Source organism: Pseudomonas sp. SORGH_AS_0211 (genome assembly GCF_031453455.1).
GTDB lineage: Bacteria > Pseudomonadota > Gammaproteobacteria > Pseudomonadales > Pseudomonadaceae > Chryseomonas > Chryseomonas aestiva.
The window spans coordinates 4165250-4191211 of sequence record NZ_JAVIZV010000001.1; the positions used below are offsets into that span (position 1 = coordinate 4165250).

Consider the following 25962-nt stretch of genomic DNA (forward strand, 5'->3'; position numbering starts at 1 on the left):
AGTTCGGGCGGGTACTGCCACAGCCGAAGCACGAATCAGCGGTTCTCGTGCTTCGACCTGTCCACTCCTACCTGACGGGCACCGTTATGTTAATCACCGACCACAAGCTCCCTCTCGGCCAGCAGATCGCCGACTTCATCGACTGGCTGACGCTGCATGGCGCCAGCGTCTTCGACAAGATCTCCGATGTGCTGTCCGGCCTCATCCACGGCCTCACCGCCGGCCTGATGTGGTTCAACCCGCTGGCCTTCATTGCCCTGGTCGCGGTAGGGGTCTATCTGCTGCAACGCAGCATCGGCCTGGTGATCTTCGCCCTCATTTCCCTGCTGCTGATCCTCAACCTGGGGTACTGGCAGGAAACCATGGAAACCCTGGCCCAGGTGGTCTTCGCCACCCTGGTGTGCATCGCCGTGGGCGTGCCGCTGGGCATCATCGCCGCGCACAAGCCCTGGTTCTACACCGGCTTGCGCCCGGTCCTGGACCTGATGCAGACGGTCCCCACCTTCGTCTATCTGATTCCGACCCTGACGCTGTTCGGCCTGGGCGTGGTACCCGGGCTGATTTCCACGGTGGTCTTCGCCGTGGCCGCGCCGATCCGCCTGACCTGCCTGGGCATCCAGGACGTTCCCGCCGAGCTGATGGACGCCGGCAAGGCCTTCGGCTGCTCGCGCTGGCAGCTGTTGACCCGCATCGAGCTGCCCCACGCCATGCCCAGCATCGGCGCCGGCATCACCCAGTGCATCATGCTGTCGCTGTCCATGGTGGTGATCGCCGCCCTGGTGGGCGCCGACGGCCTCGGCAAGCCGGTGGTGAACGCCCTCAACACCGCGGACATCGCCCTGGGCTTCGAAGCCGGCCTGTCCATCGTCCTGATCGCCATCCTGCTCGACCGGGTGTGCAAGCAACCCGCCCCTCGCGAGGTTAAATAAGTCATGACCGCCATTCGTTTCGAACACGTCGACGTCATCTTCGGCAAGCAGAACAAGCGTGCCCTGGAGCTGCTCGACCAGGGCAAGGGTCGCAGCGAGATCCTCCAGGAAACCGGCCAGGTGCTGGGTGTCGAGGACGCCTGCCTGGAGGTCCAGAAGGGCGAGATCTGCGTGCTGATGGGCCTGTCCGGCTCGGGCAAGTCCAGCCTGCTGCGCTGCATCAACGGCCTCAACACCGTGAGCCGCGGCAAGCTGCTGATCGAGCACAAAGGCAGCGAAGTGGACATCGCCAACTGCTCGCCCACGGTGCTCAAGGACATGCGTACCACGCGCATCGCCATGGTGTTCCAGAAGTTCGCGCTGATGCCCTGGCTGACCGTGGCCGAGAACGTCGGCTTCGGCCTGGAGATGCAGGGCCGCTCGGCCGCCGAGCGCAAGAAGCTGGTGGACGAGAAGCTCGAGCTGGTCGGCCTGACCCAGTGGCGCAACAAGAAACCCGACTCCCTCTCCGGCGGCATGCAGCAGCGCGTCGGCCTGGCCCGCGCCCTGGCCATGGACGCCGACATCCTGCTGATGGACGAGCCCTTCTCCGCCCTTGATCCCCTGATCCGCCAGCAACTGCAGGACGAATTGCTGCAGCTGCAGGCCAAGGTCAACAAGACCATCGTCTTCGTCAGCCACGACCTCGACGAAGCCCTCAAGATCGGCACCAACATCGCCATCATGAAGGACGGTCGCATCATCCAGCACGGCCGCCCCGAGGACATCGTGCTCAATCCGGCGGACGAATACGTGCGCACCTTCGTCGCCCACACCAATCCGCTCAACGTGCTCAGCGGCTACAGCCTGATGCGCGGCCTGGACAAGTGCGGTCGCGAGGGCAACGAGATCTGCCTGGAGCGCAGCCACGACATCTGGCTGGCCCTGGACAACCAGACGGTCAAGGCCCTGCGCCGCGGCGGCGAGAGCCTGGCCCTGCAACGCTGGACCCCGGGCATGCCGGTCACCAGCCTGCAGCGCCAACCGACCCTGGCACCGGCCGACATCCGCATGCGCGACGCCCTGGAGATCCGCTACCACACCGGGCACAAGCTGGTGCTGGAGACCGACGGCCGCGCCGTGGGCATCCTCGGTGACAAGGAGCTCTACCACGCCCTGCTGGGCAAGAATCTGGAAAAGGCCGGCGAAGACGTCGTCCCGCCGGCAGTCCGCTCGACCCTGTCCCAGGCGGGCTGACTCTCCAGCACCCGCCTCTCCACTGAGGCGGGTGCGCGCCCTCCTGCTCCAATGCCGGCAAAGCCCGCCTGGCTCGCCAATCCGCCTCCCGCCTCCCGCCTCCGGTGATCCTCACAGCTACGCCTATGGCCCTTGGGCAATAGACGCGCAGACACCCTGCCTGGCAGCGCCTCATGGGTGTTGCCAAGCGACTGTAAAATGATCGGGGGGACACCAGACAGGCCGACTGCGAGCGTCTCGGCGAGCTCGCAGCCAGCCTGGGGAGGTCGCGAGAAGACCTAGAGCACCACCGTTCGCCCGGCGTTGAGGAAGACGCGGCGCTCCAGGTGATAGCCCACCCCGCGCGCCAGGGTCAGGCACTCGATGTCACGGCCGCGGGCCACCAGGTCTTCGGCGTAGTGGGCGTGGTCCACCGACTCGACGCCCTGGGCGATGATGGGGCCCTCGTCCAGGTCGTTGTTGATGTAGTGCGCGGTGGCGCCCACCAGCTTGACGCCCTTGGCATAGGCCTGGTGATAGGGCCGTGCGCCCTTGAAGCCGGGCAGCAGCGAGTGGTGGATGTTGATCGCCCAGCCATCGAGGCGGCGGCACAGCTCGGGCGACAGCACCTGCATGTAGCGCGCGAGGATCACCAGCTCGGCGCCGGTCTCCTGCAGCACCTGCCAGACCTTGGCCTCCTGGGCCGGCTTGTCCTGGGGATCCAGCGGGAAGTGGTGATAGGGAATGCCGTGCCAGGCCGCCAGGGGCTCCAGGTCCGGGTGGTTGGAGATCACCGCCACCACGTCCATGGGCAACTGGCCGATGCGCTGGCGATAGAGCAGGTCGTTGAGGCAGTGGTCGGCCTTGGAGACCATGATGGCGACCTTGGCGCGATAGCCGGGCGGGGTCAGCTCGAAGGTCATGTCGAAGGGCGTGAAGCGCAGGTCCAGGCCGACGCGGAACAGGCCCTCGTTGAAGTCGCTGGGCACCTGGAATTCCACCCGGATGAAGAAGCGCTGGGCTTCGCGGTCATCGAAGCTGTGGTGCTGGGTGACGTAGCAGCCCTGCTCGAAGAGGTAGCGCGTGACCACGTCCACGGTGCCGAGGCGACTCGGGCTCTGGGCGGTGAGGATCCAGGTATCGGGCGTGCGGCTCATGATGAATTCCTTTGCATGGAGATGAAGCCAGAATCACAAAACCCGACCTGCGCGCAACGCAGGTCGGGTTCGATGGAGCGACTGAACGCAGCGACCGATCAGGCCTCGATGCGCAGTCCGTACTCGGCGCTCGCGTCCTGCAGCCACAGCCAGACGTAGTCGGCGAAGCTGCGGCGCACCACCAGCTCCCAGGTGTCCGGCGCCGTGTGGCGGATCACCAGCTGGGACTTGGCGAACACCGTCCCCACGGCCTTGCCTACCGGAAAATTGTCCGGGTGGACGTCGTAGGAGGTGGACTTCATCAGCACTTCACGCACCTTGGGTCCCTTGAGCTCGACCAGCGTCTGGCCGCCACCGACGTTGATGATGGCGACATGGCGCTCGCCCAGCGCCTGGCGCAGGGCCTGCTCGGTGGCGAACTCACTGCCACCGGGTACCACCAGCAGCCACTCGTCCGGGCCGAGCCACTGCAGCGAGCTCTCGCCCTTCTGGGTGATCGCCAGCGGACCGGGCACTTCCAGGCCGACCACGCTCTGCACGGCGCCGGTGAAGCCTTCGTCATGGGCATCGCCACGTAGCACCAGGTGCCCCAGCAGGGCCCGCTCGCGCAGGGTCACCCCGGCGGTGGCCGGGCCACGGCCGACGAGCTTGTTCAGCTCGGCGTGGAACAGCGGGGATTCGGCGCGCGCCTTGGCGGAGTATTGGTCGTACACATTGATGTTGTTCATGGGGCGCTATCCTCGTTAGGCGACGTTCTGCCGCTCACCCTTGGGGTCGTAGAACACCGGCGAGACGATCTCGGCAGCGATGTAGCGGCCATCGGCCAGCGGGGCGTAGACGGTCTGACCCATGCGGCCCAGCCCACCCTTGACCATGGCCATGGCGAAGCCGTAGCCCAGGGTCGCGCTGTGGTAGCTGGAGGTCACGTGACCGACCATGTCCATGGGGATCGGCTGGTTGCGCTCGAACACCAGCTGCGCGCCCTCCGGCAGGACGTCGCGGGCATCCAGGGGCTTGAGGCCGACCAGTTGCTTGCGATTCTCGCGGACGCAGTCCACGCGATGCATGCCGCGCTTGCCGATGAAGGAGAAGCTCTTGTTCAGGCTCACCGCCCAGCCCATGCCCAGGTCCTGGGGGGTGACCGAACCATCGGTGTCCTGGCCGATGATGATGAAGCCCTTCTCCGCCCGCAGCACGTGCATGGTCTCGGTGCCATAGGGGGTCAGGTCGAATTCCTTGCCCGCGGCGACCACCTGCTCCAGTACGCCCATGGCGTAGTTGGCCGGCACGTTGATCTCGTAGGACAGCTCGCCGGTGAAGGAGATGCGGAACACCCGCGCCGGCACCCCGCCCACCTGGCCTTCCTTCCAGGCCATGAAGGGGAAGGCGGCGTTGTCCAGGTCGATGTCGGTCAGCTTGGCGAGCAGCTTGCGGCTGTTGGGGCCGGACAGGGTCAGGGTCGCCCAGTGGTCGGTGACCGAGGTGAAGTACACCTCCAGCTCCGGCCATTCGGTCTGGTGGTAGAGCTCCAGCCATTCGAAGACGCGCGCGGCGCCGCCGGTGGTGGTGGTCATCAGGAAGTGGTTGTCGGCGAGACAGGCGGTGACGCCGTCGTCGAAGACCATGCCGTCTTCCTTGCACATCAGGCCATAGCGGGCCTTGCCGATGTCCAGCTTGGTCCAGGCATTGGTGTAGACGCGGTTGAGGAATTCCCGCGCGTCCTTGCCCTGGATGTCGATCTTGCCCAGGGTCGAGGCGTCGAGCAGGCCGACGCTGCGGCGCACGGCCAGGCACTCGCGGTTGACCGCGGCATGCAGGTCCTCGCCCGCCTTGGGGAAGTACCAGGGGCGCTTCCACTGGCCGACGTCCTCGAACAGGGCGCCCTGCTTGAGGTGCCAGGCGTGCAGCGCGGTGTAGCGCTTGGGCTCGAACAGGTGGCCGCAATGCCGTCCGGCGATGGCACCGAAGGTGATGGGCGTGTAGTTCGGGCGGAACATGGTGGTGCCGACTTCCGGGATGGCCTTGCTCTGCACCCGGGCGGCGATGGCCAGACCGTTGATGTTGCCCAGCTTGCCCTGGTCGGTGCCGAAGCCCATGGCGGTGTAGCGCTTGACGTGCTCGATGGACTCGAAGCCCTCGCGGCAGGCCAGCTCGATGCCGGCGGCGGTCACATCGTTCTGCAGGTCGACGAATTGCTTGGGCGCTCGCGACGACGGCTTGTCATGGGGCACCTGGAACAGCGCCAGACTCGGCTCTTCCTGGCGGAATTCGGCCTGGGGCAGCTCGCCGCTGACCACCTTGGCGCCGGCTTCGGCCGCGGCAGTGGCGCCCGCTTCGAAACCATCGGCCAGGACATCGCCCAGGGCGAATACGCCATTCACGCCGCCGGCGCAGACGCGCTTCTGCGGCGCCGGACCGGGCACGAAGGCCTGGATGTCTTCACGCCACTGCGGACGACCGCCCAGGTGCGAGGCCAGGTGGACCACCGGGCTGTAGCCGCCGGAGGTGGCGATGAGGTCGCAATCGACCCACTCGCCGCCACCCAGGGTGCGGAAGGCGGTCAGGTCGATGGTGGCGATCTTGGCCCCGGTCACGCGGGTGTTGCCACGGGCTTCGCTCACGGCGGTACCGCCCATGACGCGCACGCCACGCTTGCGCACTTCCTCGACCCAGGCGCCGCGGGGGTTGGGCCGCGCATCGGCCACGGCCACCACCTGGCGACCGGCTTCGAGCCAGTCCAGGGCAACGCGGTAGGCGTAATCGTTGTTGGTGGACAGCACCAGGCGCTGACCCGGGGCCACGGCGTAGCGACGGATGTAGGTGGACACGGCGCCGGCCACCATGTTGCCCGGCAGGTCGTTGTTGGCGTACACCAGCGGCCGCTCGTGGGCGCCGGTGGCCAGTACCACGCGGGTGGCACGAACTCGGTGCAGGCGCTGACGCACCTGGCCATGGGGCGCGCGATCACCCAGGTGATCGGTGAGCCGCTCGTGGATGGTGAGGAAATTGTGGTCGTGGTAGCCATTGACCGTGGCACGCGGCAGCAGGACCACGTTGTCCAGGCCCTGCAGCTCGGCCACCGCCTTGGCGGCCCAGTCGGCGGCCGGGGCGCCGTCGAGACGCTCGCGGCTGTCCAGCAGGCTGCCACCGAATTCTTCCTGTTCGTCGGCCAGGATCACCCGGGCACCGCTGCGACCGGCGGCCAGGGCCGCGGCCAGACCGGCGGCGCCACCGCCCACTACCAGCACGTCGCAGTGCTGGTTGAAGTTGTCATAGGTATCCGGATCGACCTGGGTCGGCGCACGGCCGAGGCCGGCGGCCTTGCGGATGTACTTCTCGTAGGTCATCCACAGGTTCTGCGGATACATGAAGGTCTTGTAGTAGAACCCGGGCGGCATCATCTTGCCGCCGACCTTGCCGAGGATGCCCATGAGGTCGTTGTTGACGCTCGGCCAGCCGTTGGTGCTGGCGGAGACCAGGCCCTGGTACAGCGCCTGCTGGGTGGCCCGCACGTTGGGCACCTGGGTGGCCTCGGTGGCGCCGATCTGCATGATGGCGTTGGGCTCTTCGGCACCGGCGGCGACGATGCCGCGCGGCCGGGAGTACTTGAAGCTGCGCCCGATCACGTCCACACCGTTGGCCAGCAGCGCCGAGGCCAGGGTGTCACCCTTGAAGCCCTGGTAGGTCTGACCGTTGAAGGTGAAGGTGATGGCCTGGCTGCGGTCCAGGCGACCGCCCTGGGTGAGTCGATGGACCTGGCTCATGTGCGCTCTCCTCGCTCGGCGGTGAAGCGGGGCTGCTCGCCGATCGGATAGGTTTCGAGAATTTCGTAGGTCTCGGTGTTGCGGGTCGCGTTGAAGTACTGGCGGCAGCCCGACGCGTGGACCCACAGCTCGTGACGCAGGCCGCGCGGGTTGTCGCGGAAGAACATGTAATCGCCCCACTCCGCGTCGCTGCAGGCCTCGGGGTCCAGCGGACGCGGGATGTGCGCCTCGCCAGCGGCGTGGAATTCTTCTTCGGAGCGCAATTCCCCGCAGTGGGGGCAATGGATGTACAACATGCTCGGGCTCCTTAGTGCGCGACGGCCGCTGCGCCGTGTTCGTCGATCAGCGCGCCAGTGTGGAAACGGTCGATGGAGAAGGGCTTGGCCAGCGGATGCATCTCGCCGGAGGCCAGGGACGCCGCGAAGACGTTGCCCGAGCCAGGCGTGGCCTTGAAGCCGCCGGTACCCCAGCCGCAGTTGAAGAACAGGTTTTCCACCGGGGTCTTGGAAATGATCGGGCAGGCGTCGGGCGAGGTGTCGACGATGCCGCCCCACTGGCGGTTCATGCGTACCCGCGAAAGGATCGGGAACATCTCGACGATGGCCTGCAGGGTGTGCTCGATCACCGGGTAGGAGCCGCGCTGGCCGTAGCCGACCCAGCTGTCGATACCGGCGCCGATCACCAAGTCGCCCTTGTCGGACTGACTGATGTAGCCGTGCACCGCGTTGGACATGATGACGCTGTCGATGATGGGCTTGATCGGCTCGGACACCAGCGCCTGTAGCGGGTGGGATTCCAGCGGCAGGCGGAAGCCGGCGAGCTTGGCCATGTGCCCGGAGTTGCCGGCGGTGACCACGCCGACACGCCGGGCGCCGATGAAGCCGCGGTTGGTTTCCACGCCGATCACCTTGCCGTCCTGCTTGCGGAAGCCGGTGACCTCGGTCTGCTGGATTAGGTCGACGCCCAGGGCGTCGGCGGCGCGGGCGAAGCCCCAGGCCACGGCGTCGTGGCGGGCCACGCCGCCGCGGCGCTGCACGGTGGCACCGAAGATCGGGTAACGGGTGTTCTTGCTGCAGTCCAGGTAGGGAATCTCCTCGGCCACCTGGCGGGTGTCGAGCAGTTCGCCGTCCACGCCGTTGAGGCGGTTGGCGCTGACCCGGCGCTCGGAATCGCGCATGTCCTGCAGGGTATGGCAGAGGTTGTAGACGCCGCGCTGGGAGAACATGACGTTGTAGTTGAGGTCCTGGGACAGGCCTTCCCACAGCTTCATGGCGTGCTCATAGAGGTGCGCCGACTCGTCCCACAGGTAGTTGGAGCGGACGATGGTGGTGTTGCGCGCGGTGTTGCCGCCACCCAGCCAGCCTTTCTCGATCACCGCGACGTTCTTCACGCCGAACTGCTTGGCGAGGTAGTAGGCGGTGGCCAGACCGTGACCGCCACCGCCGACGATGACCACGTCGTATGCCGGCTTGGGCGTCGGGGTGCGCCACATCCGCTGCCAGTTCTCGTGATGGCTCAGGGAATGCTTGAAGAGGCCGAAGCCGGAATAGCGTTGCATCTGGAGACTCCTGCAGACGACGCCCCTTTCCGCGAGGGGGAAAGGGGTTGGATAAGGGTTGCGTCAGGCGCGCGGCGACTAGCGGTAAACCGGGTAGTCGCGGCACAGCGCAGCCACCTGGCGCGCCACCTGGGCTTCCACATCGGCATCGCCGAGGTGGTCGAGGATGTCGCAGATCCAGCCCGCGACGCGTTCGCTTTCACTGACGCCCAGGCCGCGGGTGGTCAGGGCCGGGGTGCCGATGCGCAGACCCGAGGTCACGAAGGGCGACTGGGGATCGTTGGGCACGGCGTTCTTGTTCACGGTGATGCAGGCGCGCCCCAGGGCGGCGTCCGCGTCCTTGCCGGTGATGCCCTGCTTGATCAGGCTGACCAAGAACAGGTGGTTGTCGGTACCGCCGGAGACCACGTCGTAGCCGCGTGCCTTGAACACGCCGGCCATGGCCTGGGCGTTCCTGATCACCTGCTGCTGGTAGGTCTTGAAGCCCGGCTCCAGGGCTTCCTTGAAGCACACGGCCTTGCCGGCGATGACGTGCATCAACGGGCCGCCCTGGGCGCCCGGGAACACCGCGGCGTTGAGCTTCTTCTCGATGTCGGCGTTGGCCTTGCACAGGATCAGGCCGCCACGCGGGCCGCGCAGGGTCTTGTGGGTGGTGGTGGTCACCACGTCGGCGAAGGGCACCGGGTTCGGATAGACACCCGCGGCGACCAGACCGGCCACGTGAGCCATGTCGACGAACAGCAGGGCACCCACGCTGTCGGCGATGGCGCGGAAGCGCGGGAAATCCAGGGTCTTGGAGTAGGCGGAGAAGCCCGCCACGATCATCTTGGGCTTGTGCTCCTGGGCCAGGCGCTCGACCTCGTCGTAGTCGATCAGCCCGGTGTCGGTGTTGATGCCGTACTGCACGGCGTTGTAGAGCTTGCCGGAGGAGCTGACCTTGGCGCCGTGGGTCAGGTGACCGCCGTGGGCCAGGCTCATGCCGAGAAGGGTGTCGCCGGGCTGCAGCAGCGCCAGGTAGACCGCCGAGTTGGCCTGGGAACCGGAGTGCGGCTGGACGTTGGCGTAGTCGGCGCCGAACAGCTGCTTGGCGCGCTCGATGGCCAGTTGCTCGACCTTGTCGACATGCTCGCAGCCACCGTAGTAGCGCTTGCCCGGATAGCCTTCGGCGTACTTGTTGGTCAGCACGCTGCCCTGGGCTTCCATGACGCGCTGGCTGGTGTAGTTTTCGGAGGCGATCAGTTCCAGGTGATGCTCCTGGCGCCGCGCTTCCTCGCCCATGGCGGCGAACAGCGCATCATCGTAGCCCTGGATTTGGTCCTGCTTGCTGAACATCGCGGCGCTCCTAAAGTCTGTGGCGGTGAAAACCACCCCCTTGCCGCGATGGTAGGCCCCGCCCCAGACCCCAAGATGCCTGTTTACGCCCCGGGCCGGCGCGTTTGCGACAGCCACTCAACGGGCGAGTTCTGCCGTTCGCCGGGCCCTATCAAGTCGGCTCCGTTGGCGCCGATAGGCTGGTTACGTCTTTGTCCCAGCCAGCGAGTTCTGCCATGTTCAATGCGCATCTAAAGAAGACCATCGCTCGGCTGGAGGCCGAGCAGCATGCCAATCAGGGCCTGACCCAGGCCCTGGAGCGTTCCATGGCGGTGATCGAGTTCGATCTCGACGGCACCATCCTGCGCGCCAACGACAACTTCCTCCGCCTGACCGGCTACCGCGCCGACGCCCTGGTCGGCCAGCACCATCGCCGTCTCTGCCCCGCCAGCGTGGTCCAGGGTCGAGACTATGGCGATTTCTGGACACGCCTGAAGCGTGGCGGTTTCGTCTCCGGCACCTTTCAGCGCCTGGACGCCCAGGGCCGTACGCTCTGGCTGGAAGCCAGCTACAACCCGCTGCCCGACAGCAGCGGCAAGATCGCCAAGGTGGTGAAGTACGCCCTCGACGTCACCGCCCAGGTCGAACGCGACAGCGAAGCCCAGAGCAAGCTCAAGGCGCTGGACCGCGCCCTGGCGCGCATCGAGTTCGACCTGGACGGACGCATCCTGGACGCCAACGACAACTTCCTGGCCACCCTGGGTTACAGCCTGAAGGAGATCCAGGGCCAGCAGCATCGGCTGTTCTGCGAGCCCGTCCTGGTCAACAGCAGCGAATACGCCGACTTCTGGCGCCGCCTCAACGCCGGCGAGTTCTTTCGCGGCCAGTTCAAGCGCCTGGGCAAGCATGGCCGGGTGATCTGGCTGGAAGCGAGCTACAACCCGGTGTACGACGCCACCGGCCGGCTGTACAAGGTGGTCAAGTACGCCAGCGACATCAGCGAGCGGGTGGAAAAGCACGAAAGCGACGGCCGCAGCGCCTCGCGGGCCTATCACATCTCCGCCGAGACCGAGAAGGTCGCCGAGCACGGCACCCGGATCATCCAGGCCGCCGCGGGCGAGATGCGCGAGATCGCGCACAACGTCAGCGCCTCCGCCGAGGTGATCGGCCAGCTGGGCCAGCGTTCCGAGCAGATCACCGCCATCGTCAACACCATCCGCGGCATCGCCGACCAGACCAACCTGCTGGCGCTCAACGCCGCCATCGAAGCGGCCCGCGCCGGAGACCAGGGCCGTGGCTTCGCCGTGGTCGCCGACGAGGTTCGTCAGCTGGCGGGACGCACCAGCAGCGCCACGGCAGAGATTGCCGAGATGATCGGGCGGATTCTCAACGAAACCCAGCAGGCGGTCGCCAGCATGGAGAGCACCCAGGGGCGCGCGGTCAAGGGCGTCGAGCTGGCGGACCAGGCCGGCGCGGTGATCGTGCAGATCCGCGACGGCGCCAGCGACGCCGTGGAAGCCGTGAGCATGTTCGCCAGCAAGCTGGACGAATCCGAGGTGATTCCCAAGGGTGCGCGCAACTGGGTGGGGCATTGAGGCCGCGTACTTGATCGGGATCAAGCGACCCTGGTAGCCAGGGTCTAGCATGAAGGCATACCCCTCTCGTGGAGATGCCCCATGCACACTGTCCTGGTCGCCTACGACGGTTCCCCCAGCGCCGACAACGCCCTGCGCTATGTCCTCGACCTGGTGAAGGCCGGCCTGACGCTGGACCTGCACCTGCTCAACGTGCAGAACGAGCCGGAGATCTATGGCGCGCCCTTCGATGACCGCATCCTGCGCGAATGGCGCGGCAGCCTGCAGGACAAGGCCGAGGACATCCTGGTGCGGGCGCGCCCTGCCCTGCTCGAAGCCGGGATCGAGGCCCAGACCCACGTCGGCTTCGGCGGCATCGCCGAGACCATCGGCGAGACGGCGCGGCGCCTGGCAGTGGACACCGTGGTGATGGGCACCCGCGGCCTGGGGTCGCTCAGCGGCCTGCTGCTCGGCTCGGTGGCGCACCGCGTGGTCCATCAGGTGCCGCTGCCGGTGATCCTGGTGAAATAACCGCCCAACAAAAAACCAGCCCGCGGGCTGGTTTTTCGTTTCAAGGCACCGAGCGGATCAGATGCTCAGGGTCCAGTCGTAGTCGATGATCAGCGGCGCGTGCTCGGAGAAGCGCGGTTGCCGCGGCAGGCGCGCCGAGCGGACGAAGCGGCGCAGACCCGGGGTGAGGATGTTGTAGTCGAAGCGCCAGCCCAGATTCAGGTGCTCGGCCTGGTCGCTGTCCGGCCACCAGCTGAACTGGTCGCCTTCGCGGCTCACTTCGCGCAGGGCATCCACATAGCCCATGTTGCCGATCACCTCGTCCATCCAGGCCCGCTCGGGCGCCAGGAAACCGGGGATCTGCTGGCAGTCGCGCCAGTTCTTCACGTCCTGCTTCTGGTGCGCCACGTACAGCGAGCCACAATAGATGTACTCGCGGCGCTTGCGGCGCTGCTTGTTCAGGTAGTGGGTGAAGTCGTCCATGAACTTGAATTTCATGTTCAGATCTTCATCGCCGCGCTTGCCCGAAGGCAGCAGCAGGGTGGCGATGCTGACCTTGTCGAAGTCCGCCTGCAGATAGCGACCGAAACGATCGCAGGACTCGAAGCCCAGGCCGCTGATCACCGCCTTCGGCTGGACCCGCGTATAGAGCGCGACACCGCCCTGGGACGGCACTTCGGCGTCGCAGGCATAGAGGATGTACCCCTCCAGCGCATAGGCCGGGTCGTCCATGTCGTAAGAAGAGGCGCGGGTATCCTGCAAGCAGATCACGTCGGCATTCTGCGCCTTGAGCCAAGGCAACAGGCCCCGCTCCACAGCGTCCTGAATACCATTGACGTTCAAGCTGATGATCCGCATAAATGGCCCCCAAAAAATCGTGGATGTATGATACCCGAGCTAAACCGGTTTAGCTAAATACAAGCCGCGCAAGGACTTATATGCAGGCGTATCAGCGTAATTTCATTCGTTTCGCCATCGAGCGCGGAGTTCTGCGCTTTGGTGAATTCACCCTGAAATCGGGTCGCATCAGCCCCTATTTCTTCAACGCCGGCCTGTTCCACAGCGGTTCGGCGCTGGCCCAGCTCGGCCGTTGCTACGCCGATGCGCTGGTCCAGGCCAACCTGCCGTTCGACGTCCTCTTCGGCCCGGCCTACAAGGGCATCCCCCTGGCCGCGGCCACGGCGGTGGCCCTGGTCGAGCACCATGGCCGCGACGTGCCCTGGTGCTTCAACCGCAAGGAAGCCAAGGATCACGGCGAAGGCGGCCTGCTGGTGGGCGCGCCCCTGACCGGTCGGGCGCTGATCATCGATGACGTCATCACCGCCGGCACCGCCATCCGCGAGGTCATGCAGATCATCGAAGGCCAGGGTGCCAGCGCGGCCGGGGTGCTCATCGCCCTGAATCGCCAGGAGCGTGGCCGCGGCGAGTTGTCGGCCATCCAGGAAGTCGAGCGTGACTACGGCATTCCGGTCCTCAGCATCGTCGCCTTGGATCAGGTGCTCGAATACTTGGCCGAGGATGCCGAGCTCAAGCGTCACCTGCCCGCCGTCCAGGACTATCGCGCCCAATACGGCATCTAGCCGCCAGCCCCAGGAGAGACGGCCATGGTCGTACGTCGCGCCGCTGCCAGCCTGTTGCTCATCGCCTTGCCGCTGGCCAGCCAGGCGGCCGAGCTGTACCGCTATCTGGACCGTAACGGCACCCTGGTCATCGATCGCCAGGGCGTGCCGCCGGAGTACGCCGGCAAGGGCTACGACGTGCTCAACGAACAGGGCCGGGTGATCCGTAAGGTCGCTCCGGCGCTGCCCGCCGCGGAACTCGATCGCCAGGCGCGCGAGCGCCAGCAGGCCCTGGTCGATGGCCAGTTGCGCAAGCTCTACAGCAATGTCGAGGACGTCGACCGCGCCAAGGCGCGCAAGCTGACGGAGCTCGACGGCCTGATGCAGATCAAGAAGGCCAACCTGGAGGCCACGTGCCAGCTGCAAAGCCAGTTGATGGAGCAGGCGGCGGTGCAGCAGCGCAATGGCCAGGCGCTCCCTGCGGATCTGCAGGCTCGACTCGACGCCGCGGCGGCCGATCAGGTGCGTCTGCAGGCCGATCTGCAGCGCTACGCCGAATTGCGCACCAGCACTAGCGCCGCCTTCGACGCCGATCGCGCGCGCATGCAGCGGCTGGAAGGCGCGCCCGACGCGGATCGCTGAGCCGCTAGGGCGCAGCGCCCGGACCTGCCCCTGACACCTGCCATAGACCTGGCTGCCTATCAGGCCCCCTCCCCTTGCCAGTAGCCGGCGCCTTGCCCCAGGCGACTAGCTTACTCGCCTGCAGGTTTCTGGCACGTACCATGCAAGCCCGTTTGCAACGCATTGTTGAACAATCGGATGGCGAAGCCTCATGGGTGGCAAAGAAGCGGGCACGCTGTCCCTGGGGGCTCAGCTGCTCCTGGAGATGCGCGAGGACATCATCGGCGGCCGCCTGCTGCCCGGTACGGCGCTGGTCGAGGGTGAGCTGGTCAAGGCATACAACGCCTCGCGTAACTCCATCCGCGAAGCCCTGCACCAGCTGGATCGCGAGGGCCTGGCCACCTATGTACGCCACAAGGGGGTCATGGTGCGGCGTCTGGGCCTGGCCGAGGTGCGCGACATCTTCCAGGTGCGTCGCACCCTGGAGTTGCAGGCCATCCTCACCAGCCGCCCGCTGCGCGAATACCAGTCCGATCGGATGCTGGATGCCCTGGAGGCGGCCGAACTGGCGCAGTCGCGCGAGGACTGGCGCGCCCTTGGCACCCACAGCCTGCATTTCCATCAGCACATCGTCGGCCTGCTGCGCAGTCCGCTGTTCGATGAATTCTTCGCCACCGTCGCCGCCCAGATGCGCCTGCTGTTTTCCCTCGCGCCCGACGAGGAACACTTCCAGCGGCCCTGGATAGCCCGCGACCGCCAGCTCCACGACCTGCTCGCCGCCGGGCACCGCCAGGTGGCGGGCGAGGCCATGGCCAGCTATCTCGACGATTCCGAAAACCGGCTGCTGGACCTGCTCAGCGCAGCCAGGCCGCTCTGACCGAGGAGACCTCCCATGTACAAGGACTACCCCGCCGCCTACCAGTCCACCCAGGGCTCCGCCCTGCAGGTCGATCAGGCCTTCTACGATCGGCTGCGCGAACGCAAGGACGGGCGCACCCTGATCGAGCAATTCGAGATTCCGATCCGTACCGGTCGCGCCTGGAAGGTGCCCGCCGGCCATCTATTCCGCGTCACCACCCCGCACGGGCCTCAGGTCGGCGACTTCAACGTCTGGAACGCCGAGGATCCGCGCGAACGGATGTGGGCCGCGCGCACCCGGCAACTGCAGGGTGCCCACGTCAGCACCCATGACCGTCTCTGGTCCAACCTGCCCTTCCTGCGTCCGCTGCTGACCATCACCGACGACAGCCTGGCCGGCTATGGCATCGACGAACACGGTGGTCGCCTGCATGACCTGCTCGGCACCCGCTGCGACCCTTACGTCAACAAGATGCTCACCGGCGAGGACTTCCACCACCACTGCCATTCGAATCTGACGCGCGCGGTACTGCCCCACGGCCTCACCGAATTCGATGTCCACGATGTGCTGAACATCTTCCAGTGCACCGGTCTCAACCACGATGACCTGTACTTCATGAAGGCCTGCCCGGCCAAGCCCGGCGACTACCTGGAGTTCTTCGCCGAGATCGACGTGCTCTGCGCCCTGTCCACCTGCCCGGGCGGCGACCTGTCCCTGGCGATGTGGGGGCCCGATGCCGAGGACCCGCTCAAGGTCTGCCGTCCACTAGGAGTGGAGATCTACCGGGTCGAGGATGAGCTGCTGCAGGGTTGGGAGTCGCCCAAGCGGGCGGCCTACAACGGCCAGCACGGCCTGACGTTGCCCAAGGCCAGCTGGGAGCAGTGAGTCCGGGCCAGCAATGAAAACGGCGCCCTGGGGCGCCGTTTTTTGGTCCGACCGAAAGCGCTTAGCGCTTGCGGTTGGAAATCAGCGTACCGACGCCGACGTCGGTGAAGATTTCCAGCAGCACCGCGTTGGGCACCCGGCCGTCGATGATGTGGGCGCTCTGCACCCCGCCCTGCACCGCTTCCAGCGCGCAGCGGATCTTCGGCAGCATGCCGCCGTAGATGGTGCCGTCGGCGATCAGCGAATTGACCTGCTCGGTGGAAAGCCCCGTGAGCACCTGGCCCTGCTTGTCCATCAGGCCGGCGATGTTGGTCAGCAGCATCAGCTTCTCGGCCTTGAGCGCCTCGGCCACCTTGCCTGCCACCAGGTCGGCGTTGATGTTGTAGGACTCGCCCTCCGGACCCACGCCGATGGGTGCGATGACCGGGATGAAGTCACCGCGCACCAGCATGTTGATCAGGTCGATGTTGACCCCGGTGACCTCGCCCACGTGGCCGATGTCGATGATCTCCGGCTTGGTCATCTCCGGCGTCTGCCGGCTGACCTTGAGCTTGGTGGCACGGATCAGGCCCGCGTCCTTGCCGGTCAGGCCGATGGCCTTGCCGCCATGGCGGTTGATCAGGTTGACGATGTCCTTGTTGACCTGGCCGCCCAGGACCATCTCCACCACGTCCATGGTCTGGGCGTCGGTGACGCGCATGCCGTCGATGAAGTGGCTCTCGATGGACAGGCGCTTGAGCAGGTCGCCGATCTGCGGACCGCCGCCGTGCACCACCACCGGGTTGATGCCCACCGCCTTCATCAGCACGATGTCACGGGCGAAGCCGGCCTTGAGCTCGTCGCTCTCCATGGCGTTGCCGCCGTACTTGATCACCAGCGTCTTGCCGACGAACCGGCGGATATAGGGCAGCGCCTCGGACAGCACCTCGGCGACGTGCGAGGCATCCTCGCGGCTCAGGGTCATGGCTCACCTCTCAAGGTCGACTAAGAAAAGACAAAGGGCGCCTAGGCGCCCTCTGTGCTACCGCTGACCCGAGGTCAGAACGGCAGATTCAGATCCGGCTCCACCGCCAGCAGCTGCTTGCGGAACACCGTCTTGATGCGCTCCAGCTCCTCGAGGGTTTCCGCCTCGAAGCGCAGCACCAGCACCGGCGTGGTGTTGGACGCACGCACCAGACCCCAACCGTTCTGGTAATCGACGCGAACGCCGTCCAGGGTGGTGATCTGGGCATCGCCCCACTGGGCGTCGCGCTGCAGGGTCTCGATGATGCCGAACTTGCTCTCTTCGGTCACCTGGATATTGATCTCCGGGGTGGAGATGTCTACCGGGAAGGTATCGAACACCTGTTGGGCGCTGTTCTTCTCCTGGCTGAGGATCTCCAGCAGGCGCACGGCGCTGTAGATGCCGTCGTCGAAGCCGAACCAGCGCTCCTTGAAGAACACGTGGCCGCTCATCTCGCCGGCCAGCAGGGCACCGGTTTCCTTCATCTTCTTCTTGATCAGCGAGTGGCCGGTCTTCCACATGATGGGACGACCGCCGTAGCCGGCGATGAGGTTGTTCAGGCGGCGGGTGCATTTGACGTCGAAGATGATGTCGGCGCCCGGGTTACGGGAGACCACGTCCTTGGCGAACAGCATCAGCAGCTGGTCGGGATAGATGATCTTGCCTTCGTTGGTCACCACGCCGACGCGGTCGCCGTCGCCGTCAAAGGCCAGGCCCAGGTCGGCACCGGTTTCCTTGACCTTGGCGATCAGGTCTTCCAGGTTCTCGGGCTTGCCCGGATCCGGATGGTGGTTGGGGAAGTTGCCGTCCACCTCGCAGAACAGCGGGATGACCTCGCAGCCCAGGGATTCGATCAGCTGGGGGGCATTGACCGCCGCCACGCCGTTACCGGCGTCCACTACCACCTTGAGCTTCTTGGCCAGCACCACGTCGTTGCGGATGTAGTCGGCGTAGCTCTTGAGCACGTCGACCTGCTTGATCTGGCCCTGGCCGCTGGCCACGTCGCCGGTCTCGATGCGCTCGCGCAGACGCTGGATGGATTCGTTGGCCAGGGTCTCGCCGGCGATGACGATCTTGAAGCCGTTGTAGTCCGGCGGGTTGTGGCTGCCGGTCAGCATGACGCCGGACTTGCCTTCGAGCACGTTGGCTGCGTAGTAGAGCACCGGGGTCGGCACCATGCCGACATCGCTGACATTGGCGCCGCTGTCGGCCACGCCCTTGATCAGTTGGGCGACCAGCTCGGGGCCGGAAAGGCGGCCGTCACGGCCGACGGCCACGTTGGGCTCGCCACGCGCCAGGCTCTCCGAGCCGATGGCGCGCCCGATCCAGTAGGCGGCTTCGGCGGTCAGGGAGTCACCCACCACGCCACGGATGTCGTAGGCGCGGAAGATGCTGGCGTTGAGTTGGGGGGCTTGCGGGGTAGTGCTCATCGGGGGTTTCTCCAATCCCAGGAGATCCTGGTCTTCGTCGAGGATACTGATATCGAGGATGTCGGTGGTCTGGAACAGCGGTTCGCTCTGCTGAGCGCGGCCTCTGTCGGCAAACTCCGCCAGGGTCTTGGCCACGGCATCGCTAGGTGCCGCAGCATATAGGTCCGGCGACGACCCGGCCGATCGGCTGGCCAATCGGGCCGTCGACTTGGCCACGGGTTCCATTACCGCCAGGCGCAAAGTCGGGCTTTTGGCTATCTGATTGGATTCAAGTTCCTCGGCATAGGCCGTCAGACTGCGGACGTCGTCACGGAGCCGGCGTGACAGCTCCCGGGAAAACAGCCAAAAGCCCGTCAGCACGCCAAACAGCGCCAGCAGCAGCGCCACCAGCGGAATGCCCAGGGGCGTATCGGCACCGGCCGCGGCGGCGGGTGCCAGCTCCAGTGTCCACAGCGGGCTGCCGGTGGCGAGCCGGCGCATCAATGCCGGATCGCCCGGGGCGCCGCCACTGGCCAGCACCTGCGCACTGCCGCCGGGGAATTGCTGCAGCAGGCGCCACTGGCCAACATTCACCGGTGGTGTGGCCAAGCTCTGCAAGACGTCCGGCAGCGCTTCCACCAGCACGGCGCTGCCGAGCAGCTGATCGCCGCGGCGGATGGGCTGGGCGCTGTAGACCAGCCAGCGATCCCCCACGCGATAGGCTTCCGGCGGGGTCCGCTGGCCGCTTTCCAGGCGCTTGAGCAGATCGAGGGCGGCATAGTTGAGGGGACCGGGGCGATCATCCTCGATCTGGCGCATGCCGGCCGGCACCACCAGCACATCGACCACGCCGAGCCGCTCGCGCAGCTGGCGCTCGGCCGCCGTACGCGCCGCGGGGTCATCGCCTTGCAGGGCCTGCAACACCAGGGCATCCCCAGCGACGCCCTGCAGCCGACGGGTCAGGCCGACCAGCAATTGATTGAGGGAGGCTGCCTGGGCCTGCAGCGCCTGGTCCGCCTGCTGCTCCTGGTTGCGCGCGCCCTGCGGCTGCAGCACCAGGAACCACAGCAGCAGAGCGGCCAGCAGCAGGCCGGCGAGCGCCAGCAGCAGCCCCGCGCCCAGGCCGGGCAAAACCGCGACCCGTGGGGCCGCCTTGCGCACATCCTTGCCGTTCTTGCCCCTTGCCATGCCGTTCTTCTCCTTTATGTCACGGCGCGCCTTGCGTGTCCGGCGTCAGCGGGTACCGGAGTGCCCGAAGCCGCCAGCGCCCCGCTCGGTCTCGGTAAAGCTCTCGACGATATCGAAGTGCGCCTGGACCACAGGTACGAGCATCAGCTGGGCGATACGTTCGCCCACGCTCACGGTGAAGGTGGTCTGGCCGCGATTCCAGCAGGAGACCATCAGTTCGCCCTGGTAGTCCGAGTCGATCAGGCCGACCAGGTTGCCCAGCACGATGCCGTGCTTATGGCCCAGGCCCGAGCGCGGCAGGATCAGCGCCGCCAGCGACGGATCGGCCACATGGATGGCGAGCCCGGTGGGAATCAGCACGGTCCGCCCCGGCTCCAGCACCAGATCCTCCTGCAGCATGGCGCGCAGGTCGAGGCCGGCCGAACCGGGGGTGGCGTAGGACGGCAACGGGAAATCGCGCCCCAGGCGCGGGTCGAGGATCTTGGCTTGAAGGCTATGCATGGTTCTGGGCAGTGTCTTTCAGGTGGGTGGAAATCAGGGCGATGAGCTGGCGGGCGATCTTGCCCTTGCTGGTCTGCTCGAAGCGGATCTCATGCAGGCCACGGTCGATCACGGTGACCGCGTTGTCTTCGCTGTTGAAGCCGATGGCCGGATTGGCCACGTCGTTGGCGACGATGAGGTCGAGATTCTTGTCGCGCAACTTGCGCTGGGCGTACTCCAGCAGATTCTGGGTTTCCGCGGCGAAGCCGACGCTGAAGGGCCGATCCGGGCGCGCTGCCAGGGTGGCGAGGATGTCCGGGTTGCGCACCAGCTCCAAAAGTAGACCGTCACCGCGGGTGGGGTCCTTCTTCAGCTTGTGCGGCGCGATGACCTCGGGGCGATAGTCCGCCACTGCCGCCGAGGCGATGAGCACGTCGCAGGGCATCAGCGCCTCGCAGGCGGCCAGCATGTCGCGGGCGCTGATAACGTCGATGCGCTCGACGCGATCGGGGGTCGGCAGGTGCACCGGGCCGCTCACCAGGCTGACGCGCGCGCCCGCCTCCGCCGCCGCTTCCGCCAGGGCGAAGCCCATGCGACCGGAGCTGTGGTTGGTGATGTAGCGCACCGGGTCGATGTTTTCCTGGGTCGGGCCCGCGGTGATGACCACGTGGCGACCGGTCAGGTCGAGTCGCTGGAAGCAGTCGGCGGCGAGTTGGGCAAGGTCGGTGGCCTCCAGCATCCGGCCGGGGCCGACGTCGCCGCAGGCCTGGCTGCCGCTGGCCGGGCCGAACAGCTTGATGCCACGGCTGCGCAAGAGCTCGGCATTGGCCTGGGTGGCCGGGTCGCGCCACATGGCCTGGTTCATGGCCGGTGCCAGGGCGACCCGGGCATCGGTGGCCAGCACTATCGTCGTGAGCAGATCGTCCGCCACGCCCTGGGCCAGGCGCGCCATGACATCGGCGGTGGCCGGGGCGACCAAGACCAGATCGGCCCAGCGGGCCAGCTCGATATGCCCCATGGCCGCTTCGGCGGCCGGGTCCAGCAGATCAAGATGCACCGGCAGACCCGACAGTGCCTGCAGGGTCAGCGGCGTGATGAATTCGCGCCCGCCGCGGGTCAGTACCACCCGCACCTCGGCGCCCTGATCCTTGAGGCGGCGCACCAGCTCGGCGCTCTTGTAAGCGGCGATGCCACCTCCGACGCCCAGCACGATGCGTTTACGATGGAGCCGCTGCATATAGCCTTTCCGTTCTCGAACCGTCTAGAACGGGCATCGCACGGCCAATCGAGGCCTGCGCGCACCCGCGAATGATCCGGTTAAGATAGCACAGCGCCTGCAGGACGCAGGCGCCCCGCCAGACAGGGAGCGCCCCATGAGCATCAAGGATTGGCCGGCCCAGGAACGGCCGCGGGAGAAACTGCTGGAACGGGGCGCCCAGGCCCTCACCGACGCCGAACTGCTGGCGATCTTTTTGCGCACCGGCGTGGCCGGCAAAAGCGCGGTGGACCTCGCCCGCCAGCTGCTCGGGGAATTCGGCAGCCTCAGGGCGCTGCTGGAAGCCGACCTCGCCGCCTTCAGCGCCCACCTCGGCCTCGGCCCGGCCAAGTTCAGCCAATTGCAGGCCGTGCTGGAAATGGGCCGCCGCCACCTGGCCGAAGGCCTCAGGCGCGACTCGGCCCTCGAAAGCCCCCAGCAGGTCCGCGACTATCTCAAGGCGCGCCTGCGCCACGAACCCCACGAGATCTTCGGCTGCCTGTTCCTCGACACCCGCCACCGGGTGCTGGCCTTCGAAGCCCTGTTCCACGGCACCATCGACGGCGCCAGCGTCTACCCACGCCAGGTGGTCAAGCGCGCCCTCGCCCACAACGCCGCCGCCGTCATCCTGACCCACAACCACCCTTCCGGCATCGCCGAACCCAGCCAGGCCGACCGCCTGCTCACCACGAGACTCAAGGACGCCCTGGCGCTGGTCGATGTGCGGGTGCTGGATCATTTCATCGTGGGGGATGGGGAGCCGCTGTCGATGGCGGAATATGGGTGGCTTTAATACCTTCACAAGCAAGCAACTTCCAGCCACCCTAAAGACTAACTTTATAATTCTCAAATTATCCCTCACTTGAAACTGACGATGATCGTCAGTTGCTTGGGCTTGAATTTGACAATTTTTGTCACCCCATAAAATAAGCTTATTTTTTATTCAAAATCCGGCAGTAAAAATCAGCTTCCGGTCACAAATTTTTACTACCAAATCCAATTAAACCGCTCTAGGATGCACATCTCAGACAGGCTGAGCCATTAGCTGCCCAGCATCGGACGAAAACTGCTCCAGCCATTTTCGCCCAGGAAGTTCAAGGAATGAACTTCAAACCCAATGAGGTCATGGATGACTTTAGTATCTTCACTTGCCCAGAGTTATATAGCGGTCGTCGATCACCCTATTGCTGAGGACAACTTCGCCGGGGAAGATCGCCGCTATAGTCTCGAGTTCGAGCGACTCGAAGCGGTCTGCCAGAACACCCAGACATTGCATCGCGACGTCACGCCGGACTGGGACTCCACGGCCGAGCAGGCGACCATTTTTCTGCGTGAGCACTCCAAGGATCTGCGCGTCGCCGCCTGGCTGACCTGGGCCCTGTACTGCACTCGGAGCTGGACCGGTCTGGAGGCAGGCTTGGCGCTACTCGAGCGGCTACTGACGGCCCGCTGGGAGGATCTGCACCCGCGTAAGGAGCGTACCCGCGCGGCGGCGCTCGGGTGGCTCCAGCTCCGCCTGGAAGGTGTCTTCGATACCACCACCCTGACTACCCTGGAAGCGTCCTGGCTGCAGACCTTCAGTCTCCAGCTCGGCCAGCTGGAAGCGTTACTCCAGCCACGCCTGCATGAGGCCGCACCGCTGCTGCTGCCGTTGGTGCGCCGCCTGGACGAACAACGGCGTCGCCAGGTCCAGTCCATTACTCCGGTGGAATCGGCCACCACGGCGCCCACGCCCACGCAGGTCGCGACCGCCCAGGCACTCCAAGGCCCGCTGGAGTCGGACAAGGAGGCCCATCGCCTGCTGCGCCAGCTACAGGAAGGCGCCCGCACGCTGAGCAGCTGGTGGCTACGCCAGCGGCTCGGAGATCACCGCGCCCTGCGGCTGAATCGGGCCTTGTTGTGGAGCGGCATCGACAGCCTGCCCGCCCATGATGCCCAGGGCGTCACCGGCCTGCGTGGCCTGCCGGCGGATCGCCTGAGATATTTCCAGGAGCGCGAGGCCGCTGGCGACTTTGCCCTGCTACTCGGTGAGCTGGAGGTCAGTCTGACACGCGCACCTTTCTGGCTGGATGGCCAGCGGCTGGCCTGGCAGTGCCTGCAGACCCTAGGTGTCGAGGCGGCCTGCCTGGAAATCGAGTGGCCTCTGGAGCTGCTGCTGGAGCGTCTGCCAGGCATCGAAGCCCTGGCCTTTCACGACGGCCAACCCTTTGCCGATGCCCAGACCCGACTCTGGCTGTCCGGCCTGACGAAGACAAAGGCGGCGCAACCCGCCGCCGCCTCCAGCGAGGCGCGCCAGGATGCCTGGGACGACGCCCTGGCCGAAGCCCTGGTGGCGTTGCGCGCAAGCGGCCTCAAGAGCGCCGTGCGCCACCTGCAGCAGGGCCGCCGCAGCGCCCAGGGCGAACGCCAGCGCCTGCTGTGGGACCTGGCCAGCGTCCGGCTGCTCATCCAGGCCCGCCAATTCGAACTGGCGCACTTCCAGCTCGTCGAGCTGGATGCCGAACACGGCGCCTTGCTGGGACGTTGGGAGCCACGACTGGCGCTGGAAATCCTCCAGGCCCGGCGCCAGTGCCTGGAAGCCCTCCCCGCCACCGCCGACAGCCGGACGCAGTTGCAACAGCTGCGTCCACGACTCTGCCGCCTCGACCTCGAAGCGGCTCTCGACTGAGGCTCGTCCTCGCACCCAAGGAGAAACACATGGCCAAAGAAGGCTCGGTTGCCCTGAAAGAACGCATCAACGTCACGGTTCGACCCGCCAGCGGCGGCACCGAGGAAGAACTCGAGTTGCCCCTCAAGCTCATGGTGCTGGGCGACTTCACCCAGCGCATCGACGACCGCAAGCTCGAAGACCGCAAGCCGGTGGCCGTCGACAAGGACAATTTCGACGAGGTCATGGCCAAGCAGCAGCTGGGCCTGACCCTGGCGGTACCCAATCGCCTGCAGGACAGCAACCAGGACGACCTGGCTGTGCAGCTCGACCTCAAGGCCATGGCCGATTTCAGTCCGGCGCGGCTGGTGCAGCAGGTTCCCGAACTCAAGCAGCTGATGGATCTGCGTGATGCCCTGGTGGCCCTCAAGGGTCCGCTGGGCAACGCCCCGGCCTTCCGCAAGGCGATCGAACAGGTGCTCGCCGATCCGGTCGCTCGGGCCACGGTGCTCGGCGAACTCGGCCTGCCCAATCAAGACGTCTGATCAGGAAGACCACCATGACCGCTACCCTGCTCCAGCAACCGACTGCCGACATCGTCGAAGACCCTGGCATCCTCGACCGCATCATCGCCGAGACCCGCCTCGCGCCGCATGACGAGGGCTATGGTGTGGCCAAGCGTGGCATCTCCGCCCTCATCGAGGAGTTGCTCAAGCCGCACAACGCCCAGCAACCAGTGAAGAAGGCGCTGGTCGATCGCATGATCGCCGAGATCGACGACAAGCTCAGCCGGCAGGTCGATGAGATCCTGCACCACGCCCAGTTCCAGTCTCTGGAGGCGGCCTGGCGCGGCCTGCGCCTGCTGGTTGAACGCACCGATTTCCGCGAAAACAACAAGATCGAGATGCTCAACGTCTCCAAGCAGGACCTGCTGGAAGACTTCGAGGATTCGCCGGACATCGTCCAGTCAGGTCTCTACAAACATGTATATACCGCCGAATTCGGTCAGTTCGGTGGTGAGCCGGTCGGCGCCATCATCGCCAACTACGACTTCGATCCCACCGCACCGGACATCCGTACCCTGCAACAGGTGGCAGCGGTCTCTGCCATGGCCCACGCTCCCTTTATCGCCGCCGCCGGTCCGCGCTTCTTCGGCCTGGAAAGCTTCGCCGGCCTGCCCGACCTCAAGGACCTCAAGGATCACTTCGACGGTCCGCAATTCGCCAAATGGCAGAGCTTTCGCGAACAGGAAGATGCCCGCTACATCGGCCTGACCCTGCCGCGCTTTCTACTGCGCACCCCCTACGATCCCGAAGAGAATCCGGTCAAGACCTTTGCCTACCGCGAGAACGTCAGCCAGAGCCATGGCCACTACCTCTGGGGCAACACGGCCTACGCCTTCGCCACCCGGCTGACCCACAGCTTCGCCAAGTACCGCTGGTGCCCGAACATCGTCGGTCCGCAGAGCGGTGGTGCGGTAGAAGACCTGCCGCTGCACCACTTCGAAAGCATGGGCGAGATCGAGACCAAGATTCCCACCGAGGTATTGATCTCCGATCGGCGCGAATACGAACTGGCCGATGCCGGCTTCATCGCCCTGACCATGCGCAAGGGCAGCGACAACGCCGCCTTCTTTTCCGCCTGCTCGACGCAGAAACCCAAGTTCTACGGCAACAGCGAAGAAGGTCGGGCGGCCGAGCTGAACTACAAGCTCGGCACCCAGCTGCCCTATCTGTTCATCGTCAGCCGCCTGGCGCACTACCTCAAGGTGCTGCAGCGCGAGCAATTGGGTGGCACCAAGGAGCGCACCGACCTCGAACTGGAGCTCAACAAATGGATCCGCCAGTTCGTCGCCGATCAGGAGAACCCCAGCGCCGAGGTGCGCGGACGCCGGCCGCTACGCTCGGCCAGCATCCGCGTCAGTGATGTCGAGGGTAATCCGGGCTGGTTCCGCGTGGGCCTGAGCGTACGCCCGCACTTCAAGTACCAGGGCGCCGATTTCACCCTGTCGCTGGTCGGCAAGCTGGACAAGGAGTAA

Annotated in this window: 22 protein-coding genes and 2 pseudogenes; 13 read left to right on the forward strand and 11 right to left on the reverse strand. The window is 66.0% G+C overall.

The window, feature by feature from the left end; translation table 11 throughout:
• Positions 1–86: 86 nt before the first annotated feature.
• Together choW and choV are read left to right on the forward strand one after the other, a co-directional pair.
• Entirely contained in the window at positions 87–929 is an 843-nt protein-coding gene (gene choW / locus QE393_RS19275; protein ID WP_059316705.1) for a choline ABC transporter permease subunit, read from the forward strand.
• A 3-nt stretch (positions 930–932) separates the two neighbouring features.
• On the forward strand, positions 933–2165 hold the full coding sequence (gene choV, locus QE393_RS19280; protein ID WP_208693277.1) for a choline ABC transporter ATP-binding protein: 1233 nt from the start codon (positions 933–935) through the stop codon (positions 2163–2165).
• 278 nt (positions 2166–2443) lie between these two features.
• On the opposite strand, the gene QE393_RS19285 is transcribed toward choV, so the two are convergent.
• The 6 genes from QE393_RS19285 to glyA all read right to left on the reverse strand — a co-directional run bounded on the left by QE393_RS19285 (position 2444) and on the right by glyA (position 9955).
• Positions 2444–3301 carry a formyltetrahydrofolate deformylase gene (locus QE393_RS19285; protein ID WP_133860137.1) on the reverse strand — a complete coding sequence of 286 codons (858 nt, stop codon included), beginning with the start codon at positions 3299–3301 and terminating at the stop codon, positions 2444–2446.
• 98 nt (positions 3302–3399) lie between these two features.
• Entirely contained in the window at positions 3400–4029 is a 630-nt protein-coding gene (locus QE393_RS19290) for a sarcosine oxidase subunit gamma (RefSeq protein WP_158890323.1), read from the reverse strand.
• 15 nt (positions 4030–4044) lie between these two features.
• Positions 4045–7065, reverse strand: a complete 3021-nt coding sequence (locus QE393_RS19295; protein WP_187980813.1) for a sarcosine oxidase subunit alpha — start codon at positions 7063–7065, stop codon at positions 4045–4047.
• On the reverse strand, positions 7062–7361 hold the full coding sequence (locus tag QE393_RS19300) for a sarcosine oxidase subunit delta (RefSeq protein ID WP_017639232.1): 300 nt from the start codon (positions 7359–7361) through the stop codon (positions 7062–7064). Before QE393_RS19300 ends, QE393_RS19295 begins: the two co-directional genes overlap by 4 nt.
• Positions 7362–7372: 11 nt before the next feature.
• Positions 7373–8623: a sarcosine oxidase subunit beta family protein gene (locus tag QE393_RS19305; RefSeq protein WP_059316711.1), complete on the reverse strand. Its 1251-nt coding sequence runs from the start codon at positions 8621–8623 to the stop codon at positions 7373–7375.
• A gap of 78 nt (positions 8624–8701) precedes the next feature.
• Entirely contained in the window at positions 8702–9955 is a 1254-nt protein-coding gene (glyA, locus tag QE393_RS19310; protein WP_308708680.1) for a serine hydroxymethyltransferase, read from the reverse strand.
• A gap of 215 nt (positions 9956–10170) precedes the next feature.
• Between glyA and QE393_RS22655 the strand changes: the two are divergent.
• The 3 genes and pseudogenes from QE393_RS22655 to QE393_RS19320 form a co-directional block, all read left to right on the forward strand.
• Positions 10171–10941: pseudogene (locus tag QE393_RS22655) on the forward strand (PAS domain-containing protein); the annotation flags it as partial.
• Positions 10942–11052: 111 nt separating this feature from the next.
• Positions 11053–11529 (forward strand): annotated as a pseudogene (locus tag QE393_RS22660) (methyl-accepting chemotaxis protein); the annotation flags it as partial.
• 81 nt (positions 11530–11610) lie between these two features.
• Positions 11611–12039 carry a universal stress protein gene (locus tag QE393_RS19320; RefSeq protein ID WP_310045092.1) on the forward strand — a complete coding sequence of 143 codons (429 nt, stop codon included), beginning with the start codon at positions 11611–11613 and terminating at the stop codon, positions 12037–12039.
• Positions 12040–12096: 57 nt separating this feature from the next.
• On the opposite strand, the gene QE393_RS19325 is transcribed toward QE393_RS19320, so the two are convergent.
• Positions 12097–12876, reverse strand: coding sequence for an exodeoxyribonuclease III (locus tag QE393_RS19325; RefSeq protein ID WP_310045093.1), 780 nt, complete (start codon positions 12874–12876; stop codon positions 12097–12099).
• A gap of 80 nt (positions 12877–12956) precedes the next feature.
• Between QE393_RS19325 and pyrE the strand changes: the two genes are divergently transcribed.
• From pyrE to QE393_RS19345, 4 genes are all read left to right on the forward strand, one after another.
• Positions 12957–13598 carry an orotate phosphoribosyltransferase gene (pyrE, locus tag QE393_RS19330; protein WP_158890670.1) on the forward strand — a complete coding sequence of 214 codons (642 nt, stop codon included), beginning with the start codon at positions 12957–12959 and terminating at the stop codon, positions 13596–13598.
• 24 nt (positions 13599–13622) lie between these two features.
• A complete protein-coding gene (locus tag QE393_RS19335) occupies positions 13623–14219 on the forward strand; it encodes a DUF4124 domain-containing protein (protein WP_310045094.1) in 597 nt (198 codons plus the stop codon).
• A gap of 190 nt (positions 14220–14409) precedes the next feature.
• A complete protein-coding gene (locus QE393_RS19340; RefSeq protein ID WP_310045096.1) occupies positions 14410–15075 on the forward strand; it encodes a GntR family transcriptional regulator in 666 nt (221 codons plus the stop codon).
• A gap of 15 nt (positions 15076–15090) precedes the next feature.
• A complete protein-coding gene (locus QE393_RS19345) occupies positions 15091–15942 on the forward strand; it encodes a DUF1989 domain-containing protein (RefSeq protein ID WP_310045097.1) in 852 nt (283 codons plus the stop codon).
• Positions 15943–16003: 61 nt separating this feature from the next.
• Here QE393_RS19345 and argB read toward each other — a convergent pair whose 3' ends face one another.
• The 4 genes from argB to coaBC form a co-directional block, all read right to left on the reverse strand.
• On the reverse strand, positions 16004–16906 hold the full coding sequence (gene argB, locus QE393_RS19350) for an acetylglutamate kinase (protein ID WP_273805573.1): 903 nt from the start codon (positions 16904–16906) through the stop codon (positions 16004–16006).
• 74 nt (positions 16907–16980) lie between these two features.
• Positions 16981–18375, reverse strand: coding sequence for a phosphomannomutase/phosphoglucomutase (gene algC / locus QE393_RS19355; protein ID WP_218568701.1), 1395 nt, complete (start codon positions 18373–18375; stop codon positions 16981–16983).
• Between the two features lie 1212 nt (positions 18376–19587).
• Positions 19588–20043 (reverse strand): dUTP diphosphatase, encoded by a 456-nt coding sequence (gene dut / locus QE393_RS19360; RefSeq protein ID WP_310045099.1) that lies wholly within the window; start codon positions 20041–20043, stop codon positions 19588–19590.
• Positions 20036–21259 (reverse strand): bifunctional phosphopantothenoylcysteine decarboxylase/phosphopantothenate--cysteine ligase CoaBC, encoded by a 1224-nt coding sequence (gene coaBC / locus QE393_RS19365; RefSeq protein WP_310045101.1) that lies wholly within the window; start codon positions 21257–21259, stop codon positions 20036–20038. The genes dut and coaBC overlap by 8 nt, the downstream gene beginning before the upstream one ends.
• 136 nt (positions 21260–21395) lie before the next feature.
• Here coaBC and radC point away from each other — a divergent pair, with 136 nt between their 5' ends.
• The 4 genes from radC (at position 21396) to tssC (ending at position 25962) form a co-directional block, all read left to right on the forward strand.
• Positions 21396–22070: a DNA repair protein RadC gene (gene radC, locus QE393_RS19370; protein ID WP_310045102.1), complete on the forward strand. Its 675-nt coding sequence runs from the start codon at positions 21396–21398 to the stop codon at positions 22068–22070.
• Positions 22071–22406: 336 nt separating this feature from the next.
• Positions 22407–23945: a type VI secretion system protein TssA gene (gene tssA / locus QE393_RS19375; protein ID WP_310045103.1), complete on the forward strand. Its 1539-nt coding sequence runs from the start codon at positions 22407–22409 to the stop codon at positions 23943–23945.
• Positions 23946–23974: 29 nt separating this feature from the next.
• On the forward strand, positions 23975–24469 hold the full coding sequence (gene tssB, locus QE393_RS19380) for a type VI secretion system contractile sheath small subunit (protein ID WP_310045104.1): 495 nt from the start codon (positions 23975–23977) through the stop codon (positions 24467–24469).
• Between the two features lie 14 nt (positions 24470–24483).
• On the forward strand, positions 24484–25962 hold the full coding sequence (tssC, locus tag QE393_RS19385) for a type VI secretion system contractile sheath large subunit (RefSeq protein ID WP_310045106.1): 1479 nt from the start codon (positions 24484–24486) through the stop codon (positions 25960–25962).